This is a genomic window from Enterobacter cloacae complex sp. (assembly GCF_900322725.1).
GTDB classification, from domain to species: Bacteria; Pseudomonadota; Gammaproteobacteria; order Enterobacterales; family Enterobacteriaceae; genus Enterobacter; species Enterobacter quasihormaechei.
On sequence record NZ_LT991959.1, the window covers coordinates 75148 to 93981 of the forward strand.

Annotated in this window: 15 protein-coding genes; 4 read left to right on the top strand and 11 right to left on the bottom strand. The window is 59.4% G+C overall.

What is annotated here, in order from left to right:
• The first annotated feature begins 70 nt into the window (after positions 1-70).
• Genes DBR02_RS25690 through DBR02_RS25705 form a run of 4 tightly spaced genes read left to right on the top strand, consistent with a single transcriptional unit; the run spans position 71 to position 1813 of the window.
• A complete protein-coding gene (locus DBR02_RS25690) occupies positions 71-397 on the top strand; it encodes a hypothetical protein (protein ID WP_006812576.1) in 327 nt (108 codons plus the stop codon).
• Positions 394-894 (top strand): hypothetical protein, encoded by a 501-nt coding sequence (locus DBR02_RS25695; protein WP_003100856.1) that lies wholly within the window; start codon positions 394-396, stop codon positions 892-894. Before DBR02_RS25690 ends, DBR02_RS25695 begins: the two co-directional genes overlap by 4 nt.
• Positions 891-1262 carry a hypothetical protein gene (locus DBR02_RS25700; protein ID WP_003100853.1) on the top strand — a complete coding sequence of 124 codons (372 nt, stop codon included), beginning with the start codon at positions 891-893 and terminating at the stop codon, positions 1260-1262. Before DBR02_RS25695 ends, DBR02_RS25700 begins: the two co-directional genes overlap by 4 nt.
• Positions 1256-1813 (top strand): recombinase family protein, encoded by a 558-nt coding sequence (locus DBR02_RS25705; RefSeq protein WP_003100847.1) that lies wholly within the window; start codon positions 1256-1258, stop codon positions 1811-1813. Before DBR02_RS25700 ends, DBR02_RS25705 begins: the two co-directional genes overlap by 7 nt.
• A gap of 74 nt (positions 1814-1887) precedes the next feature.
• On the opposite strand, the gene traI is transcribed toward DBR02_RS25705, so the two are convergent.
• From traI to traN, 11 genes are all read right to left on the bottom strand, one after another.
• Positions 1888-7131, bottom strand: coding sequence for a conjugative transfer relaxase/helicase TraI (traI, locus tag DBR02_RS25710; protein WP_107535705.1), 5244 nt, complete (start codon positions 7129-7131; stop codon positions 1888-1890).
• A complete protein-coding gene (traD, locus tag DBR02_RS25715; RefSeq protein WP_107535706.1) occupies positions 7131-9353 on the bottom strand; it encodes a type IV conjugative transfer system coupling protein TraD in 2223 nt (740 codons plus the stop codon). Before traD ends, traI begins: the two co-directional genes overlap by 1 nt.
• Before the next feature lie 120 nt (positions 9354-9473).
• Positions 9474-10274: a hypothetical protein gene (locus DBR02_RS25720; protein ID WP_107535707.1), complete on the bottom strand. Its 801-nt coding sequence runs from the start codon at positions 10272-10274 to the stop codon at positions 9474-9476.
• A 56-nt stretch (positions 10275-10330) separates the two neighbouring features.
• Positions 10331-10801, bottom strand: coding sequence for a hypothetical protein (locus DBR02_RS27200; protein WP_107535708.1), 471 nt, complete (start codon positions 10799-10801; stop codon positions 10331-10333).
• Positions 10802-10819: 18 nt separating this feature from the next.
• Positions 10820-13642, bottom strand: coding sequence for a conjugal transfer mating-pair stabilization protein TraG (traG, locus tag DBR02_RS25730; RefSeq protein ID WP_107535709.1), 2823 nt, complete (start codon positions 13640-13642; stop codon positions 10820-10822).
• Complete coding sequence (gene traH, locus DBR02_RS25735; RefSeq protein ID WP_107535710.1) at positions 13642-15012, bottom strand: conjugal transfer pilus assembly protein TraH; 1371 nt, start codon at positions 15010-15012, stop codon at positions 13642-13644. Before traH ends, traG begins: the two co-directional genes overlap by 1 nt.
• Positions 14999-15394: a conjugal transfer protein TrbF gene (locus tag DBR02_RS25740; RefSeq protein WP_233157809.1), complete on the bottom strand. Its 396-nt coding sequence runs from the start codon at positions 15392-15394 to the stop codon at positions 14999-15001. The genes traH and DBR02_RS25740 overlap by 14 nt, the downstream gene beginning before the upstream one ends.
• Before the next feature lie 28 nt (positions 15395-15422).
• Complete coding sequence (trbB, locus tag DBR02_RS25745; RefSeq protein WP_107535712.1) at positions 15423-15971, bottom strand: type-F conjugative transfer system pilin assembly thiol-disulfide isomerase TrbB; 549 nt, start codon at positions 15969-15971, stop codon at positions 15423-15425.
• Positions 15961-16206 carry a type-F conjugative transfer system pilin chaperone TraQ gene (gene traQ / locus DBR02_RS25750; RefSeq protein ID WP_102750541.1) on the bottom strand — a complete coding sequence of 82 codons (246 nt, stop codon included), beginning with the start codon at positions 16204-16206 and terminating at the stop codon, positions 15961-15963. The genes trbB and traQ overlap by 11 nt, the downstream gene beginning before the upstream one ends.
• Before the next feature lie 16 nt (positions 16207-16222).
• Complete coding sequence (traF, locus tag DBR02_RS25755; protein ID WP_107535713.1) at positions 16223-16978, bottom strand: type-F conjugative transfer system pilin assembly protein TraF; 756 nt, start codon at positions 16976-16978, stop codon at positions 16223-16225.
• Between the two features lie 9 nt (positions 16979-16987).
• Positions 16988-18784: a type-F conjugative transfer system mating-pair stabilization protein TraN gene (traN, locus tag DBR02_RS25760; RefSeq protein ID WP_233157813.1), complete on the bottom strand. Its 1797-nt coding sequence runs from the start codon at positions 18782-18784 to the stop codon at positions 16988-16990.
• Positions 18785-18834: the final 50 nt, after the last annotated feature.

The following is an 18834-nucleotide window of genomic DNA, read 5'->3' on the forward strand; positions in this document are numbered from 1 at the left end:
GTCCTGCCGATCAGGTCTTGACCATCGACGCCTGGGATCAGTCCTGAATGTTCTTGGAGACCACTACGTTATGAGCCGCAGCCGCCGCAAAACACCCATCGTCGGGCACACGACCTGCGGCAGCGAGCGCGAGGACAAGAAGCTCTGGCATCAGCGCTGGCGCACCCGTGAGAGCACGGCGCTGACCAGCGCGTCGCCCGAAGCCCTGAGCGCCCATCTGCCCCTGCTGGAAAACCAGGCCAGCAGCGTCTGGTCGATGGGCAAGGATGGCCGCTCCTACTGGCCCGTCAAGCGCCAGGCCGCCACGGCGGATCGCATCGCCAATCACAAGGGACGCAACCCGCAAGAACGCGCCTCCCTGAAAAAGCGCCTGCTGCGCAAGTGGATGAGCAAATGAAGCTCTCCTTCCATCAGCACATTGCGCTGTTCTGGATGATCGGTGCTCCGGGCGTCTTCGCGCCCGTGATCGAGAACGCCAAGCGGCCCGATGCCGGCGCCGTCATGGCGTGGGGTGTCGCGATCGTGGCGGTGATGATCCTCTTCACCCCTTTGCTGCTGCGCTGTCCACCATTCCGGCGCTGGTATGGCCGGACGGATGCGCTGTCGGAGCGGCAGCGCCAGGCGCTTGCCGAGCGCGGCCTGCGCCGCTACTACCAGACCGCTTTCGATGACGGCTACGTGCCCCGCGTGATGCCCTACGTGTGGCGCATCATCTGGACGGTCGGCGGGTTGATGGCTGTGACCGCCGTACTGCCTACCAACACCGGACGGCCAGCCTTCGATGCCTTGGTGGTCTTCTCGACCTGGTATCCGATAGGCGTGATGCTGCTGGTTTTCGCGTCGAGGCCCCTTGGCCGGTTGATTCGCCAAAGAGCACAGGAGCGGCGGAAATGAGCACGTCAACCATCGAGGCGCTGGCCAGCGCCTGGGCAAGGATTGCCGAGGAAGCGGAATTCCCCGCTGACTACGAGGGGACTGCCACACCACAAGCGCATCGGGCTAGCGAAGCTATTCAGGAGCAGATTCGGGAGCGCATCGTCGCCACCAACGACATGCGGCTGTTCAGCCTGCTGCACCTGCTGGGTCAGGCGTCGCTGCGCATGGAGCAAGCGCTGTGGCCGGAGGATTACGAGCGGATGACGCGCGAGGTTGAGGAAGCCCTGCGGCAAGCCACCGACGCCAACGCCAGATCGTACACCCACGAAGAAGTGATGCAGGCGATGCAGGAACGCATCGACCGGGCGCGAGACAAGCCATGTTGATTGGCTATGCGCGCGTCTCGACGCAGGATCAGAACCTGGAGCTGCAACGCGAAGCCTTGAGCAAGGCCGGATGTAAAAAGGTCTTCGAGGACAAGGTGAGTGGCACGCGGGCAGACCGGCCTGGCTTGGCCAAGACGCTCGAAATGCTGCGCGAAGGCGATACTTTGGTCGTCTGGAAGCTCGACCGGCTGGGCCGGTCGGTCAAGCAACTGGTCGATCTGGTCGGCGATCTGCACAAGCACGGTGTCCAGTTCAGGAGCCTCACCGACTCCATCGACACCGGCACACCATCCGGGCGGTTCTTCTTCCACGTCATGGCGAGCCTTGCCGAAATGGAGCGCGAGCTGACCGTCGAGCGCACCCGCGCCGGGCTGGAAGTCGCCAAGCAGCTCGGCCGCAAAGGCGGCCGCAAGCCGAAGATGACCGACAGCAAGATCGAGTCGGCCAAGAAGCTGCTGGCCAGCGGGGTGCCGCCCAAGGACGTGGCCAAGAACCTCGGCGTGTCCATTCCGACGCTGTACCGCTGGGTGCCAGCCTCCACGCACGCTTAGCGTGCTTTATTTTCCGTTTTCTGAGACGACCCCCACCACAACCAGAGGGAAAAAAGGATTATCTTCAGCACGCATCAGTCGCCTCCCAGGGTCTTTTCACGTTCCAGCACGCGCACCGTATCGCGCTCCATCTGTTGCAGGCGGTCGCGCTGCACGTTTTCGTGCGCCACCCTCGATACCGCCTCATCCCGGGCGCGAACGTCCGGGCTTTCAGGCAGCGTGACATCCGTCGACCGTTCCCGGTTTTTTCCCTCGCCCAGCTCACGCGCCAGCTCCCTGACCGCGTCGGCAGGTTCGGCAGACTTCTCGCCGCCGCGCGCCAGCTCGCGCACCGCATCTTCCGCCCGTTTCTCCAGCTCACGCCTCTGCTGCGCCTCAAGCTCCTGCTGCGCCAGCACCTCCGGCGGGATTTTCTCGCCGTGCTGCGTACCCGTCCCGTCGGGTACAACGTCAGCCCAGACGCGGCCTCCGGTGATGGCCCCCGGATTCCACGGGCGGCCTTCTGCATCGCCAATACGGACCACCACGCCGCTCTGCGGGTTCTCCCGCGCCAGCCGCACACCTTCTGCCATATCCCCCGCCATCAGCGACTCACCGTTTCGGCTGGCCTGAAGGCCGGCAAACGCAGCGTCCCCGCTGCCCATCACGCGCCCTTCACCGCTCAGCCCCTGAAGCCGCCCGTCCCCGTCGGTCAGGGTGCTCAGCCAGACACCCGCCTGCCTGCCGTTGCGGTCAAAGGCAGGCAGCGCCACGTGCGGCTGCGGGTATTTCCTTCCCGGAGAGATAAACTTCGCCAGCGTAGTCTCAGGCCGCAGCCCGGCCTGGCGCAGCGCGGCGCGGCCCGCCGGGACCTCGCCCAGCCCCTTTGCCGATGCCGTGAGGCGGGCGGCGTTCGCCACCGCGCGGTCGTTGCGCGGCTCCACGATGTCGTGAGCGGTGCTTTTCGCCTGCGATTTTTCCATGGCGGCCACCCACTTCTCGCGGTTGTCGGTGTAGACCTGCGCGTGCTGCTTCATGCGGCTCAGCGCCACGTAGGCCGACTCGAAGTTCACCATCTGCTTACGCCCGCCGTCCGTGCCCTGAAGTGAAATGGAGAAGGGCTCGCTCGCGCCCTGTGCGCCGTAGACCGTCACGGCGTAGGCAAGGTCAATGTGCTGCTCCGCAGGCTCCACACCCGGCCTGACCGTACGGGTCTGCTTCCCGTCCGTCAGCGTGACGCTGTCACCTTTAATGTCGCTGACCGTCCAGACGCTGTTGGCCACAAAGCCCCGATCGTTGTCGCTTTTCGAAAAGCGCATCCGGTCCCCCGGCGAGACGGCGATGGTGTCCTGGCGGTACAGCGTCACGCCTTCGGTCACCGCCTGTGCGGGTGAAAGACTGCGGGTATTGCCCTGTGCGTCCTTCAGCGTCACCAGGTGCGCGTCCTTATCCAGCGCGTCTATTCTGTAGTAGGTGTTGTCCAGCAGGACCATGCTGCTGGCGTGACTCTGCCAGGTGTCCATTCGCCGCAGCTCGCCGTCGCGGATGTTTGCCGGCGTCAGCACGGGCACGATCGCCTCTTTCTCGCCCAGCTCTCCCGCCTCGCGGCGCGCGTCGTGGATCATCGCATTAAGCTGGCGCCGGTCGGCGTTCAGGGCGGTGATGACGATGGTCTGCGCCTGCGCCTGCGGCGTGCGCCCCGTGTAGTCCTTCACGATGGCCTCCAGCAGCGTTGCGGGCTGCCCGCCGGGCGCCAGGTCTCCGGCCTTAATCGCATCGGCAATCGCCTTCTCCTGCTCGCGGCTGAACTCCATGGCCGAACCGTCAGGCTGCCACGCGTCCGGCCTGCGCGGAACCTGCTGCGGCGCCACGCTCTCAAGGGTGGTCAGGGCGCTGCCGATATTCCTCTCAATGAGGCTGTACACCGCTGGCCGCAGCGCAGGCGTCTGGCGGACTATCTCCTGCATCACCGCCGTATCGATGGCGCTGCGCTTCTGAAGCAGCCGGAAGGGCTGGCCGGGCGCGATGGACTGTAACTGGTCGGTGTCGCCGCTCGATACCGCGCGGCCGCCGCCTCCCGCAATCAGGCTGTACGCCTTCGCCATGTCGGCGTTGCCCACCATCGAGCTTTCGTCGATGAGGAACAGCACGTTGCTGAAGTCCGGACGCTCGCCGCCGCGCAGCTGCTGCTGCGTGTCGTGGATAAAGGCCGCCAGCGTCTGTGATTTGGGCACGCCCGCATCCCGCATCTCCCCCACCGCCCGGTGAGTCGGGGCCACGCCGATAACGCGCGGCCGCCGCTCTTCCGGCAGCGTGCCGATGGCCGACATGACCGCCCGGAACTGCGTCGTCTTGCCCACGCCCGCGTAGCCCTGGACCAGGGTAAAGCGATCGGGGGACTCCAGAATCATGCGCGTGGCGTTCTGCTGCCCGTCGGTCAGGCCCGCCAGCTGCGCGTCCGGAACCTTGCCCATCAGCGGGGTGACGGCATCCTTTCCTTCAAGGACGTGGCGGATAATACTTTTCTCAGCGTTGTAGGACTGACGCGAGACGAGCTGCTGCAGTCCGTTCCCCTGCGAAACAGGCACCGATATCAGCGCCCCGCTGCGCGTCTGGCGCGCAATTTCATCCTCAATCGCGGCCAGACTGAGCTTGTCCTGTGCGAAATCCTTCGCGGCGGCCATCAGCTGCGGTCGGGTGAACGCCAGCCCGTTACCCTCAAGCGAGGGAATGGCCAGGTGGATGGCCTGCTGCTCCGGCGTGTGCAGCGCGGCCTTCTGATGCGCCAGCGCTTCGCCAAGGGAGTCCTTCCCGGCGGCCTCCTTCACCTGCGCCGTCACCACGGTCCAGGCAGACTGGCGGGACAGCTTCTCCTCCGTTTTCTGCACCGTCTGCGCGGAATAAAGCCTGATCTCAGCACCGCTGCGGGCCAGGCCGTTCAGCGTGGCGTTATCCATCTCGCGCTGCGTCAGCGAGGCGTAGACCGTGGCGCTGTCGCTCACCGATCGGCCCGGCGACTCCACCCAGCCCTGACCGATCTTCGGGGCCGTGAACGGGCTGTCGCCCGCCGGCAGCACCACCTGCGTTTTTCGCCCCGGCAGGCTGACGTGGATACCCTTCTCATCGATGCCCGTCACGGTCACGCTGTCCCCGCCCTTCAGGCGCGCGCCCTGCGTCTGGCCCAGCACGGCCAGGCGGTCACCTTCGGTCACCTGAAGGGTGCCGGTGCGGTAGAGGGACCAGCTGCTGTCGAGTTCCGTCAGGCGGGTCACCTGCGTTTCACCCTGCGCGTTGCGCAGCGTCAGGCTGTTGTTGCGGGCGGTGACGCGATCGATAACGAAGCGCTCGCGGCTGCGCTCTTCAGCATTCCAGCGCTCCATCACCATGCCCTCCCGGTAGTGATCCCGAACCTGCCGGTGGCGTCCGTCAAGCCACACCGGCTCAAGCGTGGTAATGCTGATATCGCGCTCGCCCAGCACCTTTTCACCTTTCAGGGCATCGCGCACGGTGGCCGCCAGCGCCGCCTGCTCGCGGGCGCCGCTAATCTGCACCACGGCCTCCTTGCCGGCACGAATGCTCTTCGCAAAGTCCGCCGCCAGGCGATCGTAGCGTTCGCGCCTGTCCGGCTCGCTGATGACCGAGACACGGGTTTTCTCGCCGCCCTGCCAGGCCAGCGTACTGACGCCCGCCTCCTTCATCACGGTCAGCGCGCTGCCGGTTCCGGTGCGCTGGCCGCTGTCAGCAATCAGCAGCTGGACGTTATGGCGCAGTGCGCCGTCGAGCAGTGTCAGCGTCTCCTTCAGGGTCAGCTTCTCGCCCTGGTCGACAATCAGCGTGCTACCGGGAATGAACGTCATCCCTTCAGTCAGTCCGCGCCTGTCGGTGATCAGCTCGCCGCTGAGGCGCTCATCCCTGGCCAGGTTTGCGGCCGAACGGCGGTCAGCGGCCATAATCTGCACGTCGCGGCCCTGCTCGCGCGCCATCATGGCAAGCTCCGCCACGCGCTCGCGCTGTCCGGCCGCCCCGCCCTGTCCTGAGATGATGGCCACCGGAGAGCGGTCCTGCGCCAGCACGCTGACGGCATCGCTGAACGCCCGGCTGCGGGGCACGCTTTTGTCGGGGAAGACATCCACGCGGCCCTGCTGCTGAAGTTCGCGCGACAGCGCCGACACGGACAGCTCGTCCAGAACGTGAACGTTTGAGGTGAACAGCCCCTTCTCTTTATCGAGCGGGATCAGCTGCTCGTTTTTGATGGCCGCATCGATGCCTTCCCGCGCCTGCTCAATCATGCCGGGACGCGCGGGCAGCTGGCCGAGGGTGGTGGCCAGCAGCTCGGAGTAGGTAAACCGCGCCCGCCGGTCGCTGAGCATGGCAATGCTCTGGCTGACCGCCGCAGGCGCATCAGGGGATTCCGGAGTGCTCACCGGAACGGCACCTTCACGTACCCGCAGGTCAGCGGCCTCACGGTAGGCCTGGATGTCGAAGCCCGTCTCCTTCAGGGTGGCCATCCATTCGGCCATGCGCTGCTCCGGATCGACCTTCTGTTTGGACTGGCGGGTATCGAGCGCCGCCACGTCGCGCGACTTCAGTGACGCATCGTCTCCGACTGCCTCGCGTATGGCCTTACTGCGGCTGGAGTACGGCTCCGTCGGGACGCCCTTCAGCTCCCACATTCCGTGCTTGCCGACCGTTTCGGTCTCGTAGCCCATTGACGTCACGTCGTCCTTCAGCGCGGCGCGGTACAGGCGGCCAAAGGCTATCTGGTTCGCGTAGACGTTTTCGATAAAGCCGGTCTTTCCGATTTTGTCGCTGCTGAGCGTGCGCCAGGTTCCGTCGTGCTGCGTGACGTTGGCCACCACGGCGTGTGTGTGCAGCTGCGGCTCCTGGTCGCGGCTGGTATCGTGGTTAAACAGCGCCATCACCAGGTTGCCGGTCAGCTGCGTCTCGCTTTTGCCGTCGGTCATGACGCGCGTGGAGGCCAGCGCCTCGATCTGCTTAATGGCCGTGTCCACGGCGCGGTTGTGGGCGTCGATGAGGCGCGTGTCGCCGCCCAGCATGGCCATCACCGAGATGCTTTTCGGCGCTGAAAACGTCAGGTCGTAGCCAGGACGGTGTTTGTTGGTCCCGTCCTGGGCGCGGCTCAGATCGCTGCCGTCGGGGAGCTTTCCTTCCAGTACGCGGGTAAAGGTTTTCACGTCCACGTTGCCGCTGAGTCCCAGCGCCTTAGCGCCTTCACCCGCCCAGCGTTCGCCCATGCTGCCGATAACGTAGTAGTTGTCCTTGTCGGTATAGTAGTTGCCCGCGCTGCCGGCAGACTTAACCGAGCCGATGCTCATCATCAGATATATCCTCCCGGCTCAAGATCGTCGTCATGGGTCCGGTGAACGTTGATGTTCACCTCTTCACGCCTCTGCCGCTCCTGCGGCGTCAGCTCGTCCTGCTCCGCCTGCCAGGCCTCCCAGGCAGCCATATCGACTACTTCGCCGCTTTCATCAATGCCCGGCGGCAGCTGCTCGGCCTCCTCGGCCTTCGTCTCAAGCACCGATTCGGTGCCGCCGGTACCCGCAACGGCGGCGGCCGCAGCAGCAGAGGTACTGGCTGCGACAGGCGCAGGACGTGGCGTTATAACAGGGGCAGGCTGTGTCTCCTGTGGCTGCTGTGGCTGCTGTGGCTGCTGTGGCTGCTGTGGCTGCTGTGGCTGGCCAGCATTCTCCGGGGCTGACACCGGAGCAATGGCTTCCGTATCCGGCTCGAAAAGCATGGCCACGCTGCGGGACTCGGCCTCGCGGGCCGCAAGCGCCGCATTCAGGCGCTGCTCGGCCTTGTCATCGATACGGCGCTGAATGAATTCAGGCGCCACCTTCGGGCGCTCCTGATATTTCAGGGCCATCTTCACCGCCGGATACGGTCCGGGGAGGGTGACGTAGCAGGACAGGTCGGGCAGCGTCTGGATATCGGAGTAGCTGACCAGGGTCACGCGCTCCATATCCTTACCGACCGACGTGCCGTCACGCACCGGGTCGACACCGTAAGAATATTGCTCTGAAGCCTTGAGGATTTCTTTCTCGCCGATTTCACCGGCGGCGAACTCGGCAATATTGCGTGACGGGGAACGGAAGAACGCGCGGGTGTTCAGCACGTCGAACAGCGTTTCCGCGGGCTTCTGGCCGTAGATATCCTCCAGCTGGGCATAGGACTGGATGCCGATGACGTAGCAGCCGCCGAACTTACGCGCCTCCGGCAGGATTTCAACCAGGTCCGGCAGCTTGTGCAGGGTCGGCAGTTCGTCGGCAAAAATCCAGACGCGGCGGTTGCGGTTCTCTCCCATGGCCAGCAGGCCACGGATGGCAATGGACAGCCACATGGAGATGACCGGCTTCAGGGAGGCATGGGTATCGGCATTTGAGGAGATAAACAGCCAGCCGTTCCGCCCGTCTTCCCGCACGCCGCGCATCCAGTCGCGGATTGTGAAGGGTTCGCCGTTGTGCTCAATGCCCTGAAGGTAGCGGATGGCCTTGACGTAGTTGGTCAGCACCGCACGGATCGAGATGGCCGTCTTCTCGATTTTCTCCTCCACCAGGTTCGCCGCCGGCGAATTCTGAAGGTATGAACGCAGCTTCTCAATCTTGATGGAGAGCAGCGTGTCGACCAGCTTGCTGTAGCTGCGGTCCTTGTCATTACGCATCAGGTAGGCCGCTTCCGCAAAGATGGTGCGCCCGGAGCCCTGCCAGAAGGGGTCTTCTTTTGTGCCCATCGGGATGAGGGTGTTGGAGACGTTATCGAAGTCAGGCTGTGTCAGGCACTCGCGCCATAAATCCCAAGCCGCGCAGCGCGCATCCATCGGGTTGAGTATCTTGTCGATTGCCGGGTCGTAGTAGCTTTTAACGAACTCACAGGAGCGGTCGTAGACGATGACCATGTCGCCGCGCTTGCGGGCATAGTTCATCAGGCGGCGGATGACTTCGGACTTCCCTGCCCCGACGGTACCGTGCAGGCAGAAGTTCTGTATCTCGGAGTTTTTGATGAGCGGCAGATCACCAATTTTGATATCGGATGCCAGATTGTCGCGTTTGAGCATTCTGGCCACTTCTCTGGGGTCGTCGGTCAGCTGGCGACCGCCCGTGACTTCGTCCTCGCTCTGCTGTTTGCCCTGATGTCCCAGAATCCACGTGGTGACAAAGAAGGCGATGACGCAGACCACGGCGGCAATGATGGCAGCGAGGATAAAAGCGGTCCAGACCTGGTCAGCACACCAGATAACGTACTTGTCCTGCAACAGCTGCTGCGCGTTGTACTTCAGTTCCTTGCCGTAGTAGCGAATGGTGTAAACGGGCTGTGACTTCAAAACATCACGCATGGGAGCAAGCGTCTGGCACCAGTACCAGACCATGCCGTTGACGAACGTCTGCCACGACAGCTTCACGGTGAGCGTCAGGGCGACGATGATCCCGAAGAGAATAACGAGACAGTACAAAATGATGTTGGCGATCTGGCTGAACATGCGGATGCGCATGCTCGCGATCTGACCGCCCTGGGTCATATCCTTGGCATTAAAACTCATATTATACTCATTGAGGTTTAGAATAGTTAAACTGGGTATTCAGGATGAACATTCAGACGGACAAAAAGAAAAAACAGCCCGTGTAGACGGGCTCAAATAGTAAAGAAGAATTTATTAATGTTAATTACAGTGGCGCCATCCATTAGGGCTTGACCAGATTATATTATTCACATTGGTTAAGTCATTGATGACAAATCCATCACCACCGTGCCAAACCAAACGTAATTGCAGCTTGTTTTTTTCTTTCTTTTCAACATAAGCTTTGTAATATACAGTTCCAGGATATTGATTAGACTTTACCTCATAATCATCTCGACAGATCAAGTCACCGATATTGGCATTAACTGGTGTATTCATCTGAATATCCCTCATCGCTTTTACAGCTTTCTCCTTAGATGCCTCAATCTCTTTGTCCACATCAATATTATGCTGGACACGCTCGCTAATATAACCAAGTTTCTCAGCAGTGTTTAGCCATTGTTTTCCACTCAAAGTCTCAGGTGGCTCTACTGTAGAGAAATTGTCTGAACCCAAGCCGGTGCTGACCATTGAGGTGTCAGGGCTATAATCCACATGGAACAACGGAGAGTCACCTACAACACACCATGTCCCCCCTTGCTTCATAACCCCGCGCTTAACAGTACAATACCTATTTATAGACTCTTCAATTGATACCACATAACAACGAAGATTCCTCCCAGATAATTGATAATTTAATCCATCAGAATTTACAAACTTATGGCCTTGAGGGGAGAAAATAGCACCCGTACAATTTGATTTTTCAAATACTTCAGTTAGATAACTAGCCAAGTCTGAATATTTTCCTGGGTCTACATACTCGACATCCTTTACGCTACTACATCCCGAAAGGATTAAAGTAGTCAATAAGATTATTATTCGCCATCCTTTTTTTTGAAGCATAAGATTCTCCATAACTCTTAAAATTTGAAAACATCAAAGCAAACTCAAATCTTTAATTACCACCTATTATTCCCCCCCCCTCCATATGCATTACCAGACGAGTCAACAATACCGCACATCGGCAAACCAGTTGCAGGATTTGAGAGTGCAACTATAGAGGAATCTGTATCAGGCTGCCCTAAGTATTCGCTATGAAAGATAAACTGTTCTTTGAATGGCTTATCCCCTACAGTGGTCCCGCCAATGAGACATACTCTGTAAACTGAAAGGCCGCAAAAAATTAGCGCAGACAGTAGGGGGGAAAAGAGTGCGAAAACCGAAAGGGCCATATACTTTACCGACGTGACATCTTTCTTACTATGACTACCCTTCCGTTGCCGAATAATATGATTAACCCCTGCAAATATACCTTGCCATATTATTACAAAGGTAAGAAATAGGAGTGTAACCGATGTTGCCCACCCGGCAAGCCAACAAGCAAAGTACTGTATAAGTAAGATCCACAAAATCCGCACAAATTCTTTCATAGGTTTTCACCTGTCTGATTATTTATTCCGATTATTCTCCAGTTTTTTTGCTTTTTCCAGAAGTTCTTCAGGGCTATCCGCACCCGGAATTACGTTTTGCGATGCTTTTTCTTTATTGAACGCAGTATCTTGATTTTGAGCCTCTGACCTGTGATGTTTTTCCAGTGCTGTATACTGAGTATCGACCGCCTTTAATGCTCCTTTAATTTCACCCTGTGTATCTGCAATATTACCCCGTGTTTCGACCAACATACCATCTACAGAACCTCTTACATCATCTTTGATTCCTGCATCTGTAGTTGCATTATCAATCGTTCCCTTATGGCCAGCGTAGTCGAGCAAAACGTCCTCTCTCCCGCCGCCCGAAGATACAGTAGACATATTAAGACCAAGCCCGTCTTTTGCATCAGAATATTCATTATCCACCGAAGGTTGAACCTGATTTTGTACAAACGACCAGGCCAGCTCCCTGCGCTTATCAGCCACTTCAGGTGATGCCGTATCTGTCAGCAGCTTGTCGGCATCATGTGGCGCCTGTCTGCGAACGTACTGCGCAAACTGCTGGTTCAGGTCTTCATTAATCTGGCCGCTCATGCTTTCGGTACGGGATGCCATTTCAGCATATTCCTTGCTGCGTGCCTGGCTGGTCGCGTACTGTTCAAGGCTTTGTTTTGCTGAACTCAGTGAGGCTGATAGCTGATCCGCGCGTGAAGCGGCGTTGTTATCCGTATGACTTCCGGACTCGCTAACCTTGCGGCTGGTGAAGTAATCGCTGGCCTCTTTAAAGTCCTGAGAGGCTTTGGCGTCAACGTCATGACGGGCATCCTGGCTGGCTCGTGAACTATTGCTAGCCTGATGAGAATCAAGATCCTCACCATCAACCCCAACCCTAACGCCGCCTTTAAAGCTATAACCACCACCAGTACCAAAAGCTTTAATTCCTATACCTCCATGTGCACTAGCATCACCATAAAGTCCTGTAGAAGCGCGACTACTTCGTGAAGCCAGCTCCTGAGTCGCCTGCTCATTACTGATGTTATGCGCCTTCGCGTAGCTCTCCACCGCACTGCGCATCTTGCTGGCCATCATGGAGTCCTGCGCGCTCATGGTGCTGTCCACGCCCTGAGTCATCGTGTCGCTATTCCCCCGGTTGGTGCCAAACTGGCTGAGGGTCTGCCACGTGCTCGACATGCTGCTGCTGAAGCTCTGCATGGCGCTCTGGGACTGCGTCTGCGCCTCACGCGCCATCTCCTGCTGTGCGGAGGCCAGCTGGCGGGCAAAGTTAATGCTCACCGGCAGCTTGCTCGCCGCCTGCGTGGAGTCAGTCACCGTACTGCCATCCCGCATCTGCGTCGACGTCGCCCCGTTAGACAGCTGATGGCTCATCTGGCCGAACAGGGTCGAACTGTTGGTGTTGAAACTGTTCCCGCTGACGTTTTCGGTCTGCATGTTCGCGTAAGAGTAGTTGCCATCCACCGCTCCCGCGGCCGCCGTCGCCGCCGGGCTGATGGCAGAGGACGCCAGGTGGCTGTAAAGACTTGAGAAGCTCGAGCCCAGACCTTTCAGCATCCCCCACGCCAGCGGCGGAATAAGCATCGACAGATAGCCCGCAGTGGTGGCGAGGTCCGAGTACTTCAGCTGCACCTGCGACAGCTCGGAGAGCACCACCGGTGGACCGTTCGCCTTCGCGTAGAACGTCATGCAGCTGTTCAGGATGGCGTAAAGCAGCGGCCAGCTCTGCACCCACATAATCGCCATGACGTAGCCCTTCAGCACGTTAAGCGTGACCGCGTTAAACATGCCGCCCAGTACCATGAGGGGGAAGATACCGATGGTCAGCCCCACAATCAGCGTCTGGGACATAGGTAGGGATCGCAGGGCCACCTGACCGACCGTGGCGTGCGCCAGGCGCTGCTTCTCCATTGAGGTCGTGGTGGCGATATTTAGCAGGCTCGATGTGTCGCCGTTGCGGGCCGCATAGCCCATGATGCCGTCGCGCAGGGCGTTCATCGTCACGTTCTGCCGGATTATCTGCGAGGCGCTCGTCCCGGAGTTGTAGAAATAGCTGTAGCTTTCCCCGAGCATCTGGTTCAGCAGGAGATCGGGGTTCGGACGTCCCCCAAAGATCCAGCGCGCGTAATAGCTCCAGCTCTTTCCGCCCGTCTGGGTATCCAGCGCCAGTTTTGGTTTAAGCTCATTTGCGGCCTGTTCGCAGGTCATAAACTGATTGTTCTTGTTAAAAACCCCCCGGAGCGAACTGGGTTTAGAGAAAATGATGGTGTAGGGATCGGTGCTGTTCATCAGTTCGTCAAGGGTGTACTTCCCGTTGAGGAAGATGTCGCCCATCACGCAGTTCTGCACGTAGTCCGGGAACAGCGTGGCGATTTCCGGATTCTTCGACATAAAGTCGGTACTGCGCGCGACCAGGTTTGCGCCGAAGAGCATGCCGGTCTTGCTGTAGGTCACGCTGTCCGGCTGCGAAAAGACCATCTCGTAGCCCTGCACCAGGGCGTGCCCGATGGTGGTCGTCAGCGACGCCGGCAGCGCAAGCCCGACGGGCACGTTATCCACCTTGTACACCTTTGTCAGATCGCTGTTGTCGATAATCTGCACCGGCGTACGCACGCTGACCAGCAGGGACATCAGAACGATCGTGGCTATCCAGCCCAGCATGTCCATAATGTTATGGCGGCGCAGCCAGGAGACGGCCACGACCAGCACCGAGAGCGCAGTCACGATCCGGCGGATGATGGCCCAGCTGTCGGTGTTCATGAAAGTCACTATCGCGTTCAGCGTCTGGCTCAGCCAGTCTCCGCCCGCAATCACGTATATGGCCTGCATCAGCGTGCCCCCCCGAAGTGATAGTTGTTCTGATAGCGCTGAAGCATGCGGGCCGAAACCTGCTGGCGCATGTAGCTCATCTGGCGGTCAACGACCAGCAGCGCGTCCTGCTGCACCTGCACCTGCGCCTGGAAGGACGCAATCTGCCGCGTGGCTTCGTTGAGGTTGTTATTGATGCTGTCGATAACGGCCTGGTCATAGTTACCCGTGGCCATCATGGCCCGCGCCTGTTGCACCATCTCCTGGATGTACTGAAGCAGGATGTCGTAGCCGATGTAGTCCGTCAGCTGGTAGACGAGGCTGTCCGAGACGCCCAGCATCATCGGGTCCACAAGGTACTTGAAGACCGGGATAGTGGTGCTGGAGACAAACCCCTTCTCCTTGTCGGTCAGCGCGGTGTCCGTGGCGGCCTTGTTCTGGATACTGGAGAGAATGTCCTTTATCTGATTTTTGAGGGCATTCTTTTCGCTGATGGTGACGGTCGCGTCGGCGGCCACCTTCAGGCACTTCTCGCTGTCGTTGCAGTGGTAAATTCTCGCCGTCCCACCCTCCATTACTGCCTTAATGATGTCGCGGTCGGTAGTACGGGCAGGCAGAGGCGTGATGTTCCCCTTCTCATCAAAAATCAGGGTCCCGGTGAGGGTCATGATGAATTCCCTCAGCTCTTTGTTCCCGCTGAACATGCCGTTCTTACCCAGCGCATTCCAGATGATGTTGATGTTTTTGGTGATGCGCTCTTTATCCGCCACGCCGGCCTTGTCACGTACCTTATCAAGGCTGCCCCCCACGGTGCAGCCCTGGCGGGATGCCGCCCAGTCCGCAAACATATTGCTTTCACCGGCAATGTCCTGGCACACCTTGGTCTGGGAGACCTGAGTACGCGGGAACAGCCCGCCGACAATGCCCTGTGCGGCCTGGCAGGAGCTCAGGTTCATGCTGTTGATGTCGCTGGCCATCTTCTGGAGGAAGTCCTTGGCCGTCTTGATTTCCGGCACGGTGGTTTGCAGGGCGAGATCAAAGAAGTAGCCCGCCGCGTTGGACATAATCTGCTTGGCGAAGCGCTGTAGCTGGTCGCTGTTGATATAGCTGAACGAGCCGAGGTAGGCATCGATGCCCCCGCACCCGGCGTTGATGTCGGGTAACGACATGGAGACCAGCTGGACGGTCTTAACCTGAGTGCGGGCGTAAAGCGAGCCGCCCGTGGCATAGCCCGCCGCCTGCCCCTGCCAGACCTGTGGCTGGCTGGTATTGGAGGCGAAGCCCAGCTTGTTGAAGAAGCTGTTCATGTCGCTGTTCACGTCGGCGCTCACGCTCGCTGAACACGCAAGAAGGAGGCCACACAGCATGGAGAGCGGTTTACGGACGAACATCGGCGTCCTCCTGACCTGCCAGCAGGGCGCGCTTTTTCATTTTGCGCTTCAGGAAGAAAATCCGCCGGTTTGTCTCAATGACGTTCAGGACCGAATAAACGACGGCGGCAACGGCCAGCCCGCCGCTCAGCGCGATAAAAATCAGCGGAATAAAGTACATCAGCACGTTCCACAGATCTTTTACCTGCCGGTACCCGTCCCTGAGCCAGTCGTCGACACAGGCATCAAACACATATGCCAAAAAGATACGGGACAGTATGCCCGCGATTAGCAGGATGCCCGCCCATTCCAGATAAGCGGCGTGACGGGCGTCATTTTTTCGCGCATTCAGCGTAATAAGCTCAGGCGTTGTCAGTCCCTGCATCGTCTGTGACGTCTTCATATCGTGTTCCTTCAGGTCGTTATTATGCTCAGCCATTGTTACCCGCTCCGCGCATCTGCAGGACGGTGTCCAGACGGGCCATAAAGCCCTGTTCGTCCGTTGCCCCCTGAAGCAGCGGCAGGGCTTCAAGGGTGTTTACGTTCACGAGAAAGGTTGTCGGGGTTGCCACGGGCAGGTTCGGGAAGAAGGTCTTCATCACCTCCGGCGGCGCGGGCAGGGCCTCCGGAAAGGCCGCATCACCCTGGCCGTCGATGGTGTAGGCCATCACCCCGAAACCAACCTGCTGCGAGAGCGACTTCAGCACCGGGTCGAACTTGTGGCAGTAAGGGCAATGTTTCTGCATGAACAGCACCACCTTCCAGTCGGCCAGGTTGACCTGCTGCCCGTTGCTGAGGCGGTACCAGACGGGGGGTCTGGCGGGTGCGGGCCTTGCGGCGACGGTATCTGTCTGCTGCGCGCCGGTCGTTGCACGTATGCCCTGCGGGTTCCACAACGATTTGATCTCGTCCAGCGTGGAGGCTTGTGTGGCCATACTGAAGATAAGCGCGGCGGCCGCGATCGCTGAGTTAGCCTTCATGATGCCCGCCCTCCTCCTGACGCTTCTCTGCCTCGCGTGCCTGCGCGATCCACCGGTTAACGATGCGGTAGCCGCCCCACAGCGCCATCGACAGGCCGATTATCTGCGCCAGCGTAACGGCCATGGACGGGTTGTGGCGCACCAGTCGCGACACGATATGAAACCAGATGCCCAGGCTCAGAACCCAGAGTCCGGGCACATCAAACTCGGGCAGGCGAAAACGAAATCTGCGCATGGAAACTCTCCCTGTTTTAAAAGTTGGGGGCAAAATCGGTTGAAACGTTGAGGAACTGCTTCGCCAGGTCGTCCTGGCTGATAAATCCGTAAGAAACGGGTTTGACGGTGCCGCTTTTCGGGTCGGCCAGCATCAGGGCCGGGAAGTGGCTGATGCCGAGGCGAGCCGCCTGCCCGCTGTCAATACGGGTGTCCGGCAAAAGCGGATTTACGATGCCGTCCACCGAGACCGGTATAACGCTGAGGTGATAGGTCTCGCGGAAGTTGTTGATCACCTGCGCCAGCTGGCCGTCGATCGGGTCCCGGCCGCGATAAAAGAACATCACGCCGTAATGCTGCGCCAGGGTCTCGATAGCGCGGCGCTGGTCGGCAAAGTCGGCGGCCAGCTGGTTGCGAACCGTGCCGTTGTAGTGGCTGTGCTGGAGGTTATAGTCCAGCTCCGGATGTTCAAGCATCGCCTTTTTGGCGCTCATCGAGAACAGCCCGGCCTGCTGTGTCCAGTAGTTCTGTAGCCGGAAGTACCGGACAAAGTTCTCCACGCCCGGATACAGAATGGCCTCGTACATGGCGCGCTTCGTCGCCTGCTGGAGCGTGGCGAGCTTTTCCATAATGTCCTGCTGTGCGGGGGCGGGCGGCGTAACCGTGGATTCGGCATCAGGACGCCTCTGGCTCTCGTTGTACCACTGCCATCCCGCGTCGTTTGCTGACACCGGCAGGGCAGGCATCACAGCCGTCAGCCCCACAGCAATGATGATTAACGTGCGTTTATTCATGGGACCTCCTTATTGCGCCTTCAGCTGCGCGGCGATTTCTTCCTGCACCCGCCGGGTCAGGACATCGTTGTCCGGGATGTTCTGGTTGTTCTGCAGATCTTCGTAGAAGTTCGTGAAGTCCAGCGCGTCGAATTTGATTTGCTGTAACTCGATCTGGGTGATGCCGCGGCAGTCCGGGCTGCTGGCGCTGCCGAACCCGATATGCAGCTGGCCGTTGCGCCCCTGCTGCTGCACAATCTGCGCAAGCTTTGAATCAAACTGGCAGTAGCTGCGCTTCTTCTCCAGACACACGCCCAGGGCCTTCTTCGAGCAGAATTCTCCGACGCTTACCGTCAGCTTTTTCTCCTTCGCCTTGCCGAGCGCCTTCTCGTCACTGCTGCAGCTGGCCAGGCCGACGTCCTGGCCCCAGCCGGAATCCTTGCAGCAGTTGCTGAAGCCCGCCGCAAATTTCTTGCAGAACTTCGCGCTGCCGGTAAAGGCGCGGACGTTGACGCTGTTAATCGCAGCCGCATCCTTGCCCGCTGCGGCAAGGGCCGCGAGCGCCGAGACCACCGGCGCAAAGTCGTTGTTGCTGCCCTGCTGCGCGCGGTCACACTCGCCGTCAAGGCAGAACGTGTCCCCGCCGCATATCATGACCTTTCCGGCGGTACGCGTTTCGCAGGAGTACGTGGCGTATTCATGAAGACAGCCGCTGCCGTCTTCTGCCGTGAAGGCGCAGCTGCGCGAGGCAAGCGTGCAGGCGGCGTTATCCGTATACGTTTTGCAGCTGCCGTTATCGGCGGCCTGGGTCATGTACGTGTCGCGGTACTGCCAGCAGGCCTGCGTCACCGGATAGGTTATGCCGTCGACAACCACCGTTTTCGTGCTGCCTGGCGAGATGCACTCGGTTTTTTTGAGCGTACCTTCGCTCTTGCTGAACGGGCAGGATTCGTTCCAGACCACGTCTGGTACCCATTTTTTGGCGGGAATTTCAATCTGGAGCGTAACGGTGAAGCTGTAGCGCATATTGCTGTGCTTCCAGATTGAATCTGTAGTGGGATTGTTTCTCCTGGTACGAATGGAAAACACCATCCCAGCGCCTTTCTTCAGCTGCATACCGCTACTCAGCACCAGGCTACCGGTATCGTTATCCATGGAAATCAACCCGAAAGGCGTGGTTACTCGCATAAACCAGTTAGGATTACTGAACGCCAGACGTTTATTCCAGGAATAGGTAGCTGTTGCAGCAACAACCTTCCCTGTCACCGGCGCAGTCCATGTTCCTGTGTATCCCGCTTCGGAGGAAGCAAACGAAATATTCTGAGACTGGATAACAATCTGTTTTGTTTCAGATGTATCTTCATAGTGGCCGGTAATGCTGGCCGTGCGCGTACAGGCCTGCTCAACCCGCAGGTCGCGCTCACAGGTATAGTTGGTGAATTCGCTGCGGCTGATGTTCTGCGCGCTGCACTGTAGCTGGCCGGTCTGGCCGATGATGCTGTCAGCGCGCCCCTGCACGTCCTTACTGGCGGTAATGAACGGCGCGTCCTGAGAGATAGTCTCCTTCGGGTTGTTAATGAAGGCGTCGGTCACCGCCTTCGTGGCCTCATTGGTGGTCCAGCCGGTGGCCGCATCTGCCTTCAGCGCCCCGTCGCCGGTTGCCGTCACGCCACCGTAGTATTTTGTCTCCGCAGGCGAGGCGGTATAGCCCGGAAGCGTGGCTGACGGGTTGAAGTTACTGAGGCTGCTTTCCCCCTGCCCCTTGATCTGTTTTGCAAAGTCGGAGCCAGCCTTGTAGTCAGAATCAGAGCTGGCGAACGCGCTCATGCTCGTCGCACACAGGATGAGCGCGGTAAAGGTAAAGAAAGAAGCCCCTT